At 52.3% G+C, this 17285-nt stretch carries 12 protein-coding genes; 11 read left to right on the top strand and 1 reads right to left on the bottom strand.

Translation table 11 applies throughout. The features are described 5' to 3' along the window. The first annotated feature begins 125 nt into the window (after nt 1–125). The 10 genes from FE782_RS09000 (at nt 126) to FE782_RS09045 (ending at nt 15789) form a co-directional block, all read left to right on the top strand. Nucleotides 126–2369, top strand: coding sequence for a helix-turn-helix domain-containing protein (locus FE782_RS09000; protein WP_138193743.1), 2244 nt, complete (start codon nt 126–128; stop codon nt 2367–2369). A 221-nt stretch (nt 2370–2590) separates the two neighbouring features. Beyond that, nucleotides 2591–5077 carry a glycosyl hydrolase family 28-related protein gene (locus FE782_RS09005; RefSeq protein WP_202914500.1) on the top strand — a complete coding sequence of 829 codons (2487 nt, stop codon included), beginning with the start codon at nt 2591–2593 and terminating at the stop codon, nt 5075–5077. 215 nt (nt 5078–5292) lie between these two features. After that, on the top strand, nt 5293–6198 hold the full coding sequence (locus tag FE782_RS09010) for an ABC transporter permease (RefSeq protein WP_238392395.1): 906 nt from the start codon (nt 5293–5295) through the stop codon (nt 6196–6198). 16 nt (nt 6199–6214) lie between these two features. Next, a complete protein-coding gene (locus FE782_RS09015; protein WP_138193745.1) occupies nt 6215–7105 on the top strand; it encodes a carbohydrate ABC transporter permease in 891 nt (296 codons plus the stop codon). A gap of 91 nt (nt 7106–7196) precedes the next feature. Continuing rightward, nucleotides 7197–8870, top strand: coding sequence for an extracellular solute-binding protein (locus tag FE782_RS09020; protein ID WP_138193746.1), 1674 nt, complete (start codon nt 7197–7199; stop codon nt 8868–8870). Between the two features lie 70 nt (nt 8871–8940). Continuing rightward, a complete protein-coding gene (locus FE782_RS09025; RefSeq protein WP_138193747.1) occupies nt 8941–9804 on the top strand; it encodes a zinc-dependent alcohol dehydrogenase in 864 nt (287 codons plus the stop codon). A gap of 115 nt (nt 9805–9919) precedes the next feature. Further along, nucleotides 9920–11395, top strand: a complete 1476-nt coding sequence (locus FE782_RS09030) for a hypothetical protein (protein WP_138193748.1) — start codon at nt 9920–9922, stop codon at nt 11393–11395. A gap of 165 nt (nt 11396–11560) precedes the next feature. After that, complete coding sequence (locus tag FE782_RS09035; protein ID WP_138193749.1) at nt 11561–12916, top strand: DJ-1/PfpI family protein; 1356 nt, start codon at nt 11561–11563, stop codon at nt 12914–12916. 550 nt (nt 12917–13466) lie between these two features. Beyond that, nucleotides 13467–14174, top strand: coding sequence for a DNA alkylation repair protein (locus FE782_RS09040; protein ID WP_138193750.1), 708 nt, complete (start codon nt 13467–13469; stop codon nt 14172–14174). A 148-nt stretch (nt 14175–14322) separates the two neighbouring features. Continuing rightward, nucleotides 14323–15789, top strand: a complete 1467-nt coding sequence (locus FE782_RS09045) for a glycoside hydrolase family 32 protein (protein ID WP_138193751.1) — start codon at nt 14323–14325, stop codon at nt 15787–15789. Nucleotides 15790–16129: 340 nt separating this feature from the next. Here FE782_RS09045 and FE782_RS09050 read toward each other — a convergent pair whose 3' ends face one another. Next, entirely contained in the window at nt 16130–16585 is a 456-nt protein-coding gene (locus FE782_RS09050) for a hypothetical protein (protein WP_138193752.1), read from the bottom strand. A gap of 252 nt (nt 16586–16837) precedes the next feature. Between FE782_RS09050 and FE782_RS09055 the strand changes: the two genes are divergently transcribed. Then, the gene (locus FE782_RS09055; protein ID WP_138193753.1) at nt 16838–17221 is read left to right on the top strand and encodes a DoxX family protein; all 384 of its coding nucleotides are present in this window, start codon (nt 16838–16840) and stop codon (nt 17219–17221) included. Nucleotides 17222–17285: the final 64 nt, after the last annotated feature.

Here is a 17285-nt window from a genome sequence, read left to right on the forward strand (position 1 = left end):
GTTAATTAAAAGTGCCCTCAGGGGCACTTTTTCCCTCGTTCATCCGGGGCTTCGCATCTTGTCGTAGTTTCCATCCAATGGTAAAATGAACCCACTCCAGAGGACATGAGGTTCGGAGGGATTCTATGAAAAATAACTGGTTTAACCGACTTTTGCTTTCTTACTTACCGGTGTTTTTCATCGTCATCGCAGTCTTGATCGTCACCTTCTTCTTTACCGTCAGCGAGCTGGTCAAGCGCCAAGCGGAGCAGTCGAGCCGGGTGTTTTCCCAGAACATCCAGCAGACGGTTAACGATGCCTTGTTTTCGATAGACTTGATGCTTCGTAAGGAGCTGGAGAACAACGCAAAGATCAGGCAGTACTTCGCCGACGACATCCCGCTATCGAATCATTTCCAAATGTACGAGGTCATTCGCGAGTTGGATCACTTGAAGCTCATGCAGCCGATCATCGACAACATCTATTTGTACCGTAAGAGCGATGATCTTGTGTTGGGCACGCCGACCGTTCCGCTGGAGCAATTCGCCGATCGAGAATTTCTTAAAGCTTACATCGATCAGCCGGTTCCCTTCTCATGGACCAATGTCAGAAGCTTCAAACTCATGGAAACCGCGGACACGAGCACGAACGTCGTTACCTTGGTTCGGAAGGTGCCGTTGCTGACGGGGGAACTAGGGATCGCGGTCGTGAACGTCAAAGTGCAAACCTTGGCGCTCATGCTGGAGCCGATGCTTCGCTCGAATTTGAATTACACGATTCTTCTTGACGGTGTGGGGCAGACCGTATTCACGACGGAAGCCTCCCAGGGAGGAACGACTCACGCTCAGGTAGCCTTCTCTTCCGTTGTATCCGAATATACGAATTGGGAAGTCAGAAGCGGACTGCGGGACGGCTTCCTGTTTCAGTTCGTCTCGACTTTGGGATATATTTGGGTTGGCGTCGGGCTTATCACGGTCGCGGCGGGAACGATATGGCTTCTTTATGTGTCTCGAAGGAATTATAAACCGATCGAATCCTTGATGCATCGGTTGAACGACTATCTTGGGCAACGAAGCTCGCATCTTCTGAAGGGCGCCGACGCATTCAGCCTGATCGGATCGGCGATCGATGAATTGATCGAGGAGTCCAGCCTATTCGCGAAACAACAGAAGCAAAGCCAAACGTATCGGAGACGCGTCCTGATTCGCGAGCTCATCGAAGGCCGCGGCAACGTTAATAAAGAAGAATGGCTGGAAGCGTCGAAGGCGTTGCTCGGCGCGGAGCGGAACATTGCGGAAATTCGAGTCGTCGTGATCGAGATGGATAAATACCAAGAGTTTATTAAGGGATACTCCGACCGCGATCAGTATTTGCTGAAGTTCGTACTCAGCCGAGTCATGGAGGAAGCGGCAAGCCAGCTCGGAATGGTCGTGTGGAGCGATTGGAATCGTCCGGAGCAGCTCTCCGTCCTGTTGTTTCTTGAACAACCGCAGCCCCAATCGGTCTATGTCGACCTGTGCGAGACCGTTCGAGCGTGGGTTGACGAGCATGTCGACTACACGGTGACGATCGGTATCGGCTCCACCGCGGAGCGGCTCGGCGATGTCGTTCAGAGCCATCAAGAAGCCGTAGAGGCGCTAAACTATAAGTCGACGCTTGGCAACAACAAGGTAATCGGCTATTGGGACATCTGGTCGCGGCCGCACGGGGAAACCTTCGATCAGCTGCAGAAGATCCGCGCCCTCTCTCAATCGTTCCGCATGGGGGAGCGAAAGTGGGAACAGGAGCTGAATTCGTTATTTCGCGACCTGAAGTCAGGGGTATGGTCGCGCGACGAGATCGCGGATTTGATGAACTTCTTGCAGTTTAATCTGTATCGCGAAATCGTCGAGTTCTCAAGCGACCTGCAGGAGGATTGGCAGGAGTCGATTCAGCCGCAACTGATCGCGGCCGTCTCCGGTTTCGAATCGCTCGATGAGCTGCATGCCCGCTTCGAGATGCTTCTTCGGGAGACGGCAACGAAGATCAACGGCGTGCGCGAACGAAGGGGCAATCAACCGATGATCGATTCGATCAAAGCTTTCGTCGACGAGAATTATCATGACCCCTCCTTGTCGCTGCAGCAGCTGGGGGATGTATTTCAGTACAGCCCGGCCCACTTAAGCACCATGTTTAAGGAAGAAATCGGCGAGAAGTTTATCGATTACTTGGTTAAGATTCGGATTCGCGAAGCGCGCAGGCTGCTTGAAGGTTCGGCGGATCCCGTGCAAGTGATCGCCGCTAAGGTAGGGTACTTGCATTCTATTTCTTTCATTCGCGTATTCAAGAAGCTGGTAGGCAAGACGCCGGGCGATTATCGCAAGGAGCTGCTGATCGCCTCGAGCCAATAACCCGTTTTTCCTCTGCTGCCGCCGTCCTTCGGGACGGCGGTTTTTTCGCATTCATTTTCCAAGAAACGATCTATGCCTTCATGCGCACGAAATCTACGTTCGGAAAATGCGTTTATTGCCGCGTCCGATGAACGGTTCCTATACTTTACGCAGTGCGGACGGGAGGGACCTGACGTTTCGTTGCACACCAACTACTCTATCCGAATGGGAGGCAAGCTTACATGAACAATCGGGTTTGGAGAAAAATCGTTACCTTCAGTATCGCGGGATGTATGTTGTCGGTTACCGGAATCAGTACGCTATTATCCCACGGGACAACCGTCGCCCAGGCCGAAACCGCCTTTGTCATCGACGAGGATTTCAGCGCGGACGCAACGAATTTCACAGTCGTCCGCGGAGGCGATTGGTCCGTCGCTGACGGTCGATATGTGTTGTCTTCGGCGGCCAACGCTACCCCTCTCGGGAATATCAGCGTGCACAACGTCGCGGTGGACGGAGATTTTACCCTAACCGCGCTCGGAAGCGTGAAGGATCGATCCGCTTACGACGACTTTGCGTTCGTATTCGACTATCAGGATGAGAGCAATTATTATTATGCTTCGTTCAATGAATACAATGACGCCTCTACGCACGGGATCTTCAAGGTGGAGAACGGAACGAAGACGGAGCTTGCGGACTTCGGCACCTTAATCCATGGAAACACGGATTACAACATCGTAATTACGCGTTCCGCAGGCACGATCTCCGTCGTCGTTGATGCCGCGGTATGGGCTTCCGTACCGGACGAAAGCGTCTTGCCGCCGGGCAAGGTCGGGTTCGGTTCGATCAATAACGACAGCGCTTTCGATACCTTGCAAGTCGCGGCATTGACCTCTTCGAATGGGAATGGGAATAGCCCGAACAAGCCGGATCCGGAAGACCGATACCCCGGGTTTGCGACTCCGGAAGGCCATTTCCTACACTATCAGTCCTATCCGGGGTATCCGCATCGATGCCTGGGCCATACGCCGATGAAGACGAACTCGAGCCCCGACAGCGAATCCGAACCTGCACAGCCTCATGAAGAAGCAGCGTCGACCGGAGAAACCTGGAGAAGCTCGCTGTATCCGGAGAACTGGTACCCCGGCTACAAGAATGCCGACGGGCACTTCGTCCACGACTGGTCCTACGCGGGTTATCGGCAGGGGGAGCAGGACATCCCCGACACCGTGCCCGGCTGCGTATTCGATGTAACCCATCCGCATTACGGCGCGGATCCCGCCGGCGAGAACGACAGCACCGCATCCATTCAACGAGCCATCTCCGATGCGGGCCACGCCGGCGGCGGCACCGTGTATCTTCCTGCCGGCACGTATAAGATCTCACTGGAACGATCGAAAGACCCTTCGGACGCGGTGCTGTTCATCGAGCATAGCGGGGTTGTGCTGCGCGGCGCGGGCGTAGGGGAAACCCGCCTGCTTAATACGACGAGCGCGGGCATGAGGTTTAAAGATGTCATTCAAGTCGCCCCCGAGAGCGGACCTCATTGGGCCGTTACGGACCGCAACCAGCGAAATAACGCGATCTATTGGGAAACCAAGAGGCTCTTGACGCAAGACGTGCCCGAGATGTCGACCGTGATTCACGTCGACGACGTTAGCGGGTATCAGGTAGGCGATGATATCTTTATCGGGTTCGAGTTGACCGACGCTTGGATCGCCGAGCACGGTCTGACGGGCGTATGGGATTCCGCGAACATGACGACTTACGGCGTGGCTGACGAGACGGGCGGCATGTTCAGCAGAACGATTACGGCGATCGATCCCGCGAATGATACGATCGCGATCGATATTCCGACCCGTTACTGGCTGAAGTCGAGAGACAAGGCGATGGTATGGAAGCATCAGCTTCCGTTCATTCGCGAGGTGGGCATCGAAGACATCAGCATGGGGAGCGCGATCGAGGGCGGAACGACGACCTCGATCGGATCGGGCACGTACGGTTACAATATCATGAATGCTCACAATATTACCTTCCAATATGTAAAGGACGGCTGGGTCAGGAGAGTGGAATCCTACAACGCCGGCAACCCGCATGGGCTCGAGCTGCTGTCTAACGGCATAAAACTCAACATGAGCCGGAACGTTACGGTTCAGGACACGACCTTCCGAAACGCACAGCATCTAGGCGATGGCGGGAACGGCTATTTGTATACTCTCTCGGGCAACGATAATTTGCTGGAACGAGCGACCGCGATCGGCGGAAGACATAATTATACGTTCGGGCGATTCTTTAGCACCGGCAACGTCATCTTTAACAGCGTCGGCCAGGATAGCGCGCACGGCCCTTCGGATTTCCACATGTTCTTAAGCGCCGCGAACTTGATCGACAGTATGAGGTTCGACGGCGATTATTTCGAAGCCATGTACAGACCTTGGGGAGACCCGATACACGGACATACTTCGAGCCAGACCACCTTCTGGAATACGTATGGGGAATCGTATTTCCGGGATCGGCCATTCATTATCGACTCTAGACAGTACGGGTACGGTTATGTCGTTGGAACCAGCGGTCCCGCCAGCGCGATTCAGACGACGCCGACGGTCGGATGGTGGGAGTGGCATACGGATACGGCGCCGGAAGACATCGCCGAAGGGGAAGGCTTGGGCGAGACGCTCGCCCCGCAATCCCTGTACCTGGATCAGAAAGCAAGAAGACTAGGAAATTAATGGGGTGAAAATGGCTGAGCGGAGGGGGACGCTCAGCCATTTTCCGTCTCCGACGCCTCGTCTATGATCCGAATATCGATTCACCGGCCGAATCGCCTCCCTATCTATGATCGAAATTCATGCATATTGCCGCTCCGAGGAGGGCGGGATTATACTCGGCTCAAACGGAAGGAGAGATCAACGTGCAGACGGTCGCCAAAGCGGCAAAGTTTCCATTGTCAAAGGAGAAGAGAAAGCGGATTCGAAGAAACATCCCTCTCTATTTGATGTTCATTCCCGTATTGCTCTTCTTCGCGGTGTTCAAATACGGACCCATGGGCGGATTGATCATCGCCTTCAAAGATTTTAATTTATTCGACGGCGTCTTCGGCAGTCCATGGGTAGGGTTCGCGAATTTCGAGACGGTCTTTAGTAATCCGCAGACGAGTCAAATTATCCGCAACACGCTGGTGCTCAGCTTGCTTAAGATCGTTGCGGGCTTCCCGTTCCCGATCTTGATTGCGCTCATGCTGAACGAGGTTCGACGGCTAACCGTTAAGAAAATTGTACAAACGGCCGTCTTTCTGCCGTATTTCTTGAATTGGGTCATCGTCGGCGGCATCGTCGTCACGATGTTCGCGACCGACACCGGAATGGTGAACCGCTTGCTTGAAATGACGTTCGGCGTATCGTATTCCTTCTTATACGAACAGAACACTTGGGTATCCATCTTTCTGCTTTCGGATGTGTGGAAGAATGCCGGCTTCGGCGCCATTATCTACCTTGCGGCGTTAGCCGCGATCGATCCCGCCTTGTACGAAGCAGCCGCCATGGACGGGGCCGGGAAATTCAGGCAAGCGTGGCATATCTCGCTGCCGGGTATTCGCTCCATCATGATTTTGATTTTCATCTTGTCGATGGGGAGCGTCATGGAAGTCGGGTTCGATCATGTCTGGGTGCTGCGAAATCCTGTGGTGTCCGATATCGCCCAGGTCATTAGTACGTACGTCTACGAATTCGGACTGCGCGGCGGATATTTGGGACTATCGACGGCGATCGGATTATTCGAATCGCTTGTCGGCTTCATGCTGGTGCTTATGGCGAATTGGATCGCCAAGCGATTCGGAGAAGAAATTTGGTAGGGAGGAGAGGCGTCGCATGAGAACTTCCATGCAAGACAAGGCATTCTATTTTTTGAATTACTCGCTCTTATTCGTGGCGGCCTTGACCAGCGTCCTTCCGGTCATTCACATTGCCGCAATATCCCTAAGCGGCGAAAGCGCGATCATGTCCGGCTTCGTCGGGTTATGGCCCGTAGATATCAATTGGCAATCCTATGCCTACTTGATGAAAGGCACCAAGATTATGTCTTCCTTCTGGAACAGCGTACAAATAACGTTGATCGGGACGGGGTTAAGCCTGATTTTCACGATCTTGGGCGCTTATCCGTTAACACGCGCCTATATGATCGGACGCCGATTCTTTATGCTGGCGATCATGTTTACGATGATCTTCGGGGGAGGACTCATCCCTACGTATCTTGTGGTTAAGAGCGTTGGTTTAATAGACTCCTACTGGGCGTTGTGGGCGCTGTCGTTAATCAGTCCATGGAATCTGTTGATCATGGTCGGATTCCTGCGTCAGATCCCTACGGAGCTTGAGGACGCCGCCCACATTGACGGCTGCGGCGATATGCGATTGCTCTTCTCGGTCATTCTGCCGCTCTCCTTGCCGGTCATGGCGACCTTGGCCGTATTTTACGGCGTGTCCTACTGGAACAGCTTCATGAGCGTGCTGATTTATATTAACGACCCGGCCAAATTCAATCTCTCCGTATTCGTCAATGAAATCGTACGTCAGTTGGACGTATCCGTAGCGTCTTCCACGGATGCCATCCTGCAGTTGAATTCCATGCAATCTACATTGCTTACCGCCGAATCGGTGAAAGCGGCCAGCATCTTCATTATGATCGTACCGATGCTCGTCGTATATCCTTTCCTGCAGAAGTATTTCGTGAAGGGCGCATTGGTCGGTTCGATTAAAGGGTAATCGGAAAGCTTGAGAGGGGGAATGCGGAGCTCGAAGGATTGTCAACTTCAGCCAGTCGGTTCATCGTATAATAAATCCATGGAGGGATTACATGAACACGTTACGCAGGATCAAATTTTCGCTTGCATTCTTGTCGGCTCTATTGACCTTCTCTGTCGTATTGGCCGCTTGCAGCCAGGGAACCGGCGGGAGCGGCACGGAGCCGCAGAACGAATCGGAACCCTCGGGCAACGACACGAAAAATGAAAGCGCATCCGAGGAGAAGCGGGGCAGCATCTCCATCCTGACGCGGGACATCCCGGACCTCGATCCTTCGGTCGGCACGATCACGTCGAATCAATGGACGAAATGGATCGACGAAAACAGCCCCGTAGACGTGAAATACGTGCCTGTCGTCGGAAGCGAGCAGGAAGATAAGCTGAATGTCATGCTGGCTTCGGGAAGCGCCCCGGATTTACTCAGCAACTTGTTTAATCCGGCGCATCGGAACGATCTCTACGCTCAAAAACAGCTGCTTCCGATCGGTTCGCTCATCGAAGAGCATAGCACGACCTACAAGAAGATGCTGGAGGAATACCCTGTCCTTCGCAAGCTGGGAACCAAGGACGACGGAGATCTGTACGAAGTGGGTCGGATTCAACAATTGTTCCCGGAGCTGTATTTGTTGGTTCGCGAGGACTGGTTGACGAAGCTGAATCTCCAAGTTCCGAAGACGACGGACGAACTGCTCGACGCGATGAGAGCTTTCGTCCGGCAGGATCCCGACGGGAACAATACGGACGACACACTCGGCATCAATATCGGCGGGATCGCGAACATCAATATCGAGCATATGTTCGAAAGCAAGCCCGACGATTTCAATTTCATTATCGAGAACGGTAAGATGGTTCACGGTTGGGACCGCAGGAAGGCGGCGCTCGAATTCAAGAAGACGCTGTTCGACGAGGGACTGGTGGATCGAGACTACTTGTTGGATAAAGGCGGGAATAAAGCGAAGGAAGCTTGGGTTACCGGTAAAATGGGCTTCTACGGAACCTGGCAAGGAAATCTGAACAAGGAAATCGAATCGCTGCTGCAGAATGTGCCGGAGGCCAAAGTGATCGCCATCCCGCTTCCCGGCTCTCAGTTCGGCAATTTCGCTCCCGCGCTTAGCGCGCCGGCGCAGATGGTCGCCGCCGTAAACCGCGGTGCCAAGGACCCGGAAGCCGTTATCAAGTTTATCGACTTCGTCAGCGAGGAGAGCACGCAGGCCGTGTTGAGCTCGGGATTCGAGGGCGTCCACTACAACCTTGAGAACGGTTGCCCGATTCCGACCGACGCGGAGAAAAATAACAAAGAAATCGTAGGCAAAGTATTCAGTACGTTCGTAAGCTCCGGCATCCTGTTCGGCGGCGAATGCGCGGCCGAAGACAAGCTCGATCTTACGGTGCCCGCCAATAAGATGATCTACGATATTCGGAAGACAGCGAAATCGATCTATGTGAATCCGGATATTCATCCGGCCGAATTCACGCACAACGAGTGGAGACCGCAGGTTCCCGCGGATATTAACTTGATCATTAACAATACCAAGCAACAAATCAACGACATGCTCTCCAAGGCGGTCGTGAGCGGAAGCGACTACACCGCCGACCAAGCGATGAAGGACGCCATGGCGCTGTGGGAGAGCTCCGGCGGCAAGAAGGTTGACGAGTGGTATCGAAACTGGTACGAGGCCAACAAAGACTCTTGGCCGTTTAACAAGGATCTCTATACAGGGTTGTGACCGAAGGAAAGAGTCACCTGGCGTTGTCGGGTGACTCTTCTGCCGAATCGAATCAAGGAGGACACGCATTATGACGAAAATGAAAGCGCTCGCCGTAACGAAACTCGGCCAAAAGGCAGAGCTCATGGAGATTGAGCGTCCCAAGATCGATGAAAACTCGGTCATCATTAAGACTGCTTATTCCGGAGTGAGCATCGGTACGGAAATGTGGATCGCCGAGGGAAGAAGATCGGACTACGGGCAGCCCCCTTTCGTAAATGGCTATCAAGCGAGCGGGACGATCGTAGAAGTAGGGGAGAAAGGAGAGGGACAATTCGAGGAGGGGGATCTCGTCACAGTTTTCTGCAGAGGGGCTCATTCCGAGTATGTGAAGGCAGAGGTTGGGCTGGTTCATAAAGTCGCGAAGAAAGAATCTTTGAAAGCTTGCGCGATGTTCGTGCAGCCGTCCGTAGCAGCCAATGCCTGGAACATGGCGGGCGTCAAGACGGGCGATGTCGTCTACATCGCAGGGCAAGGCTTGACCGGACAATGCGCGGCGCAGCTTGCAAGGCTTCGCGGCGCTTATGTGGCGGCGAGCGATATTTCTGCGGATCGGATCGAACGTTCCCGCGCCTACTGCGCGGATTGGACGATCGATGCCTCGAAAGAACAAGCCGTGGCGGCCTTCAAGGAACGGTTCCCGGACGGAGCGGACGTCTCCGCGGAGTCGACCGGTTTCGAGAAGCTGTTGGACGATGCCATGACCGCTTGTAAGAATAGAGGCACCTTCGTCTTCTTGGGCTGGTATCCGGACCGAACGAGCTTCTACTTCAACACGCCGCATATGAAGCAGCTGAATGCGCTGTTTCCCTGCTTTATCGGGGAGCGTCCGGGAAGGCGTGATCCGACTCGTCGAGTCGGGTTCGCTGAACATCCTGCCGCTGATCTCTCATGAAGTGCATTGGAGCGATTCGGAAGCCGTGTACAATTCGTTGTTTACCAAGCAGCGGAACGATTACAACGGCATTGTTTTCCATTGGGAAGCGTGAGCGAGAAGGAGGACTACCAGGATGAAATCATATGTTCAATATGAGGATTTCGGCGCTGTCGGCGATGGCGTTACAGACGATATGGCGGCGATTCGCGAAGCTCATCAGTATGCGAACGCCCGTCGTCTTCCGGTCAGAAGCCGACCGAATGCGGAGTACTATATCGGCGCGAAAGCGATAACGGCAATCATAGAAACCGATACGGACTGGAGTACGAGCCGATTCGTCGTCGACGACAGAACCGTGGAAAACTGTAAGACCCCATGCTTCGAAGTCAGGTCTGCTCTGCAGCCATTTTCGCTCCCGATTCAGCAATTGAACAGAGACCAGAAAAAACTGGACTTCTACCCGGAACGGGAATGTTATGTGAAAGTGACCGACGCGAACCGGAAGAAGTTCATTCGGTTCGGATTAAATCAAAACAAGGGAACCGACCAGACGGATTGCTTTATCTTAGGAAAGGACGGCCGGATCGCATCGCCGATCGACTGGAACTATGAGCAGATTACCGAAGCCGTCGCCTGGCCGATCGATGAAACGCTTCTTACCGTTCAAGGCGGCATATTTACGACGATCGCGAATCAAGCTCAATTCGGTATCGAGTACTACGGGCGCGGCATCCTCATTTCACGTTCCAATACAATTATCGATGGTATGACTCATTACGTCGTAGGGGAAGGGAAACTGGGCTCGCCGTACAGAGGCTTCTTGAACGCGCTGAACTGCGCGAACGTCACCTTTCAGAACTGCTTTCTCACAGGTCATAAGATATACTGGAAAATCGGTAACGCCAATCTTCCCGTCGCGATGGGGTCCTACGATATGCACGCGAACAGCGTGGTGAACCTCGCCCTTAGGAACTGCCGGATGAACCATATTACGGATAAAACGCGGTGGGGCGTCATCGCAACGAATTTTTGTAAAAACATCTCCGTGGAACATTGCAAGTTATCCAGATTGGATGCTCATATGGGAGTTTCGGGTTCCTTCCAGGTTCGAAACAGCGAGTTGGGCTGGCAAGGCATAAACGCGATCGGGCGCGGAACGCTTACGTTACGTCAAGTAACCTTCTATGGCGGACGGATCCTAGCCCTGCGCGAGGATTACGGCAGCACGTGGGAAGGGAATGTTACCGTTGCGGACTGCAAATGGGTCATAAGCGACGATGGACAGGAGGCATCGTATCTGATCCGAATGCAAAATAACGGGATGCATGAATACGGATATCCGTGCACGATGCCGGAAACGATCGAGATCACTAATGTATCGATAGACGACTCGGCTCTTCCGGATCGACACGAGATCTTTATATTTGAAGACCCGAGCGCCAACGACGACAGTATGCTGCTTCCCGAATATCATGAGCGCCCTTATCCTTATATCATTTGTAAGAAAGTGACCTGCAGCCATTTGACGATTTCGAGCCGGAAGGGAGTGCGGATCTCGAAAAACGACACGTTGTTCCGGCATGCGCACATCGAATTTTCGGATTGTTGACAAAGGATGATGTCTACTACGACATCAATCCCGGCTCATACGGAGCGCTTTGCGCGTAACGCGCAATAATTTGCGGGAATTCACTTTATTTTTGCGCGTTCTGATTCTTACTGAAACGATAACATGAATACATAAGTCATTTCCGTTTGAATCAGGAGGAGTAAAGTGAAAAAAAATATTCTGAGATTCATTGTTTACCTATCCATTTTCGTTTTATTGGTAGGGGGAATTGGAACAATTGGGGCTAATCGCTCTCGCGCTGATTGGCTATCCGTACGCGACGCCCCGACACCCGCTTTAGAGGAAGTCAAAATACCTACCTATGACCCCGATAAACCAACAGTGGCTGTGTTGCTTGGAAACCCTCTTACCGAAGTGTTCGATTTTATGGTACCTTACGAAATGTTTGCTATGACGGAACTATACAATGTATTTGCAGTTGCACCGGATAACAACGTAAAATCTTTAACCGGCGGTTTAGAAATAGTCCCTCATTATTCCTTCGAAGAGATGGATGATTTACTTGGAAGAAGTCCCGACCTTATCGTAGTCCCATACATGCCCATGTCGAACCAAGAAAAATATCGGCCTGTTCGGGAATGGCTCCAACGGCATGCCAAAACGAACATAGTAAGCATTTGTTCCGGTTCAAGGAATCTTGCCGATGCTGGTTTATTACATGGAAAAACTTCAACTGCCCATTGGCGCATGTTTGGCCATTCCGAAAGCACGTATCCGGAGACAAATTGGGTTAGAGATCAACGCTTCGTTCAAGATGGAAACATTGTTTCCTCAGCCGGTTTGACGTCGGGCATTGATGCAGTTCTCTACGTTATTTCGAAACAATTTGGTGAAACAGCAGCGGAAAACGTAGCGAGAGAAATGAACTACCCGTCTTATCATTTCGTTAAAAATCCGACTGTCAAACCTTATTATATTGATTTAACAGAAGGCATCTATTATTTAAATCTAGCATTTCAGGTAAGTAAGGAAAAAATAGGTGTTTTATTGTATGACGGTATGGAGGAAGGAGCACTTGCTTCGGTATTTGACACGTTTTCTCCGTTAGGGACAGCAAAGGTAATTACCATCTCGGATTCAACGAGACCCATTCGTACAAAATATAAATTGAATTTGATCGCTAGGCATCAATCTTTCGATGCCCCGTCGATAGATCAATTATTTGTAACGGGTAAGCAAGCACCAACCATTTCAAATAAGGATATAACGCGATGGAAAGAAATGAATAACGCAGCGGAACCTGAATTCATCCACAGCGAAATACCTGATAGATTTGTCTTTGACTCCACGCTCGAAGAGTTAGCAAGGCAGGAGGGCTACTTAACCGCAAGGTGGGTAGCTAAACGACTAGAATACCGGGCGGACCATCTAAAACTTGAAGGTACCCCATTAGCGGCAGAGCCTTTTCTTTATTTAATGTTTCTTGGAACGATCGCTCTCCTGTTAGCTATGTTTATTGATAGGCGGTTCATAATTAAAAAAGGGAAAGTAATTACCTAAAAACCGAGTCCAGCCTGTAGACAAAGTTCCGCAAGGAACAGAGCCTGCAGGCTTTTTGCGCTTCATTTAAACAATGGATATGGCGCCTTTATGAGCAAAGATCACTTTACAGAAAATTTCGGTCTAAAATACGAACGGAATGCTCTGGTGATAAAAACTGAGGGCACCAGCCCCTTCAACTAAGAGAGAGCATTTGACCAATTCGGTGAGAGAGTTGAGGAGAAGTGGGGAACGGAAGATTGGGTTACTGTGCTTGGCATGATGCGGGCAGTGGGGGTTAATGGACGATTCTTCTGGCTAGTGGATTATTCGGGGTTTTAATCAGTTGGATCTCCAGTTCTAATTGTGCGAAAGGCTTTCCTTAATATGTTTCGTGGAATAATGTGGAGGCAATTCAGATAGAACTATGATATAAAACGTATATAGAGATTAGGATTTTTGCAGGAGCTCAGTGCGGTGATGAACGCATCGGACTTGAGCATCCAGCCGTTATAATTTGTGATCATTCTATGTACTACTACACAGTCATGTTTTGGAGCGTGAACAATAGATGACCTATGGAGAAATCATACAGGCATTGGCTGACATGGGCAGTGAACAAACGAAAAGCACTTATATTCGCCATGGTGCGAAAGAACCGTTCTTTGGCGTCAAAATCGGGGACATGAAGAAGCTCGTTAAGCATGTAAAAAAAGACCAAGCTCTCGCTCTGCAGCTGTATGAATCCGGAAACTATGATGCGATGTACCTGGCGGGGCTTAGCATCAATCCGAAGACGATCACCAAAGAACAGTTGCAGCATTGGGTGGCGGGAGCCAAATGGCATGCGCCTGCCGAATATACGGTAGCGAGAGTGGCCGCGGAAAGTCCGTACGCGCATGAACTGGCGGTGGAGTGGATTGAATCGCCGGAGGAACTGGTCGCTGTAAGCGGATGGAGCACATATGCCAATTATGTATCGGTTGCGCCAGACGAAGCGCTCGACATGGAGGAGATACGCAGTTATTTGACAAGAGTGCGCGACACCATCCGCGGCGAGCGCAACTGGGTCCGCTATGTTATGAATACTTTCGTTATTTCGGTCGGCACATACGTTAGTCCATTAACGGAGGAAGCGAAGGCAGTCGCGGAGGCGGTCGGCGTAGTGCATGTGAATGTCGGCAATACGGCATGCAAAGTACCGCTTGCAACGGAATATATCGGCAAGATCGAGGCAATGGGACGAATCGGCAGCAAGAAAAAGACCTGCATCTGTTAACCGGTAGGTCCCAACGTCAGCCGCTCGCATCCTCTCAGTATCGAATCCCAGTATCGAATCGGAAACATCGTATACGAGACCAGGCAGGGAGGGGCGAACAGTATGACAAAGCCTGTTCAGGGACGAAGGAAAGGATGAACGAAATCCCATGTCAAACCATGAAGAACAGCTCCGCCGGGCGAACGACAGCGTTGCCGCCGAAGCTCCGCGCGCGGCAGCCTCCAAGCACCGGCTTGCGTATCATATTATGGCGCCGGCATACTGGATGAACGATCCCAACGGACTCGTTCAATTTAACGGGCAGTATCACGTCTTTTTCCAACATCACCCTTACGGCTCATCTCATGGCCCGATGCACTGGGGGCATGTCCGAAGCGACGACCTCGTGCATTGGGAGCATCTCCCGATCGCGATCGCGCCTACGGACGAGTACGACCGCGGCGGCTGCTACTCGGGCTCGGCCGTCGTCGACGACAACGGAGAGCTCGTGTTAATTTACAGCGGGCACGCGAACGATCGAGACCCGAAGGAGGTCCAATGTATCGCGCGAAGCAAGGACGGCATCCGCTTCGAAAAGTCGGCGAACAATCCGGTCGTGCCGGTCGCGCCGCGGGAAGGCTCCGCGGATTTCCGCGACCCCAAAGTATGGAAGCATGAAGACGCATGGTATATGGTCGTCGGGACCCGCAAAGGGGACATCGGGAAAGTCGTTCTCTACGAATCGCCGGATCTCGAGAGGTGGCGTTACGTCGGCGTACTCGCCGAGAGCGACGGCACGCAGGGCTTTATGTGGGAATGTCCGGACTTGTTCCCGCTCGGGGATAAGCATGTAATGATCTTATCCCCGATGGGAATGGGCGGCAAAAATAACAGCAACGTGTACATCGTCGGGGAGATGGATTATATTTCCGGACGCTTCAAGCAGGAGTATGTCGCCGACCTGGACGCGGGGGTTGATTTCTACGCAGCCCAGACGTTCCATGACGATCGAGGGCGTCGCATTTTGATCGCTTGGATGGATATGTGGGGAATGGAGATGCCTACGCAGCGAGACAACTGGGCGGGAGCGCTGACGCTGCCGCGCGAGCTGAGCCTCTTACCCTCCGGTCGCCTTGCGCAAAGGCCCGTGCGTGAGCTCGAATCGTTGCGCGGTCGTACGTTCGACGCGGGCCGTCTTACGATCGGGGAAGGTTCGGCTTATCGCTGCGAAGAGCTGCAGAGCGATCGGTTAGAGGTCGTATGCGCGATCGATCTTAGCGCATCGACGGCTGCCCATTGGTCGCTTGAGGTGCGCGGGGCGGACGGGGAGGAAGTGTGTACGTCGATTCGGTACGATGCTTCGAGAAATACGCTTGTCATGGATCGATGGAACAAGGGCGAGAACGTCGGTTTGACGCGCGAGTGCCCGGTTCCGTCCTGCGACGGGAACGAGCTCCGGTTGCATCTCTTCCTGGACCGTTCGTCCGCCGAACTGTTCGCCGGGGCGGGCGACGCGGTCATGACGAACCGCATGTACCCTGCGGCGGATCGGTTCCAAGTGCGCCTCGTGCCGGAGGACGGGGATCTCGTAGTATCCGAGCTTCGATTGTGGGAGCTTGAGGCGGTGTGGAAGTAGCGGGAGTGAAACACGACGAAGCGGTCTGGGACCTCCGGACCGCTTTTTTTAACATATTCAGTAGGTATGGAGTTTTGAGACCATTATGAAGGCAAGGTATATCTGCAAATTTTGGAACGGGGATAACAGCGGAGTCCATCTCATTGGAGCGATACGTGAAGGATTATAAGCATTACTGGATTTAGGGGCTCCCTCGATAAAATCGGCATCTCACTTGGTTACCGTCGGGAAAGAAGCGTTATGGAAATGCGGCGCGGTCGGGAGACTCGTATACACCTGATCATTGTTGTGATCTGAAGGGAATGCAACGCCTCGCCGCGATCGGAATGATCGACTCGGGTTACAAGATTTTCGATCTTTGAATAAAATGCAATGATTTCACAACAGCCGGCACTTCGGAGACTAGTTTCTTTAAGATGCGAATCGGACGACCGTACTTCGCGTAATCATATTCCATCTTATCCGGTCGTAAAAACTCGCTCGGCAGCTCTCCAGCCAGCAAAAATCCGTACGTTACGCCTTTATGTTGCGCTAAAAAGGACACCGGCGATCCCCCGTAATAACGCCTCCATGCCTTGCCTGTCAGAGGGGAAATGACGATGGTAACGATCGGGTCGTAAATTTTGCCTTTATAGCGGAAATGAAACGACAAAAATGTTTCTTGATGGTTTCCATTTCCGTAAGTCTGCCGGTCCACGACTGCATATTGCTTCCACCAACGCGGAAACAAAATAGCAAAACCGTGTTTCGGATTTTGGTACAGAATCGTTTTGATCATTTTCGGCTTATTTTTCACGATTCCTCACCTTCTTTTATGGGTTTAACCCCACTATATGTTAAATAGGCGAAGGGGTGCTTTCTAACGAAAATAGCAATCGTAAACAGGCAGCGCCTCGTTCCTCATTCGGAATCAAGGCGCTGCTTACTATGTGTTCCACTCAACCTACAAATCGGGACTCGACCATGAGGCCCCAAAGAGAATAGACGTGATGTCACAATTCAGAGCCTTACATTGTTCTATGTGCAAAACGTAAAGGAGCTGGGGAATATGAATCTCGCGCTATGGATCGCAACAGGACTGCTCGCCATAGTAGCCCTGGCCAGCGGTATTAACAAGACATTCCTCCCCAAGGAGAAACTGGCCAAGTACCCTGGCGGGGAATGGGTCGAAGACGTTAGCGTCGGCTTCCTCAAGACTTTGGGTATTCTCGAGATCCTGGCTGCGGTAGGCCTGATCCTGCCCGCCGTAATCGACATCGCGCCGGTCCTGGTTCCGGTGACTGCTGTCTGCTGGGTACTGGTGATGATCGGCGCGATCATCACCCACCTCCGCCACGGCGACAACAAATCAGTGGTGGCGAACCTGATCTATCTCGCGCTGGCAGTATTCATAGCGTGGGGCCGCTTCGGACCCGAGTCTTTCACCGGCTGATCGATCGCAAGGCACGATGCTCCGTGACGCTCCAGGTATGCTTTGGTTATGCGTTCGTTTCCGA

It is taken from the genome of Paenibacillus antri (assembly GCF_005765165.1).
Lineage (GTDB): Bacteria > Bacillota > Bacilli > Paenibacillales > YIM-B00363 > Paenibacillus_AE > Paenibacillus_AE antri.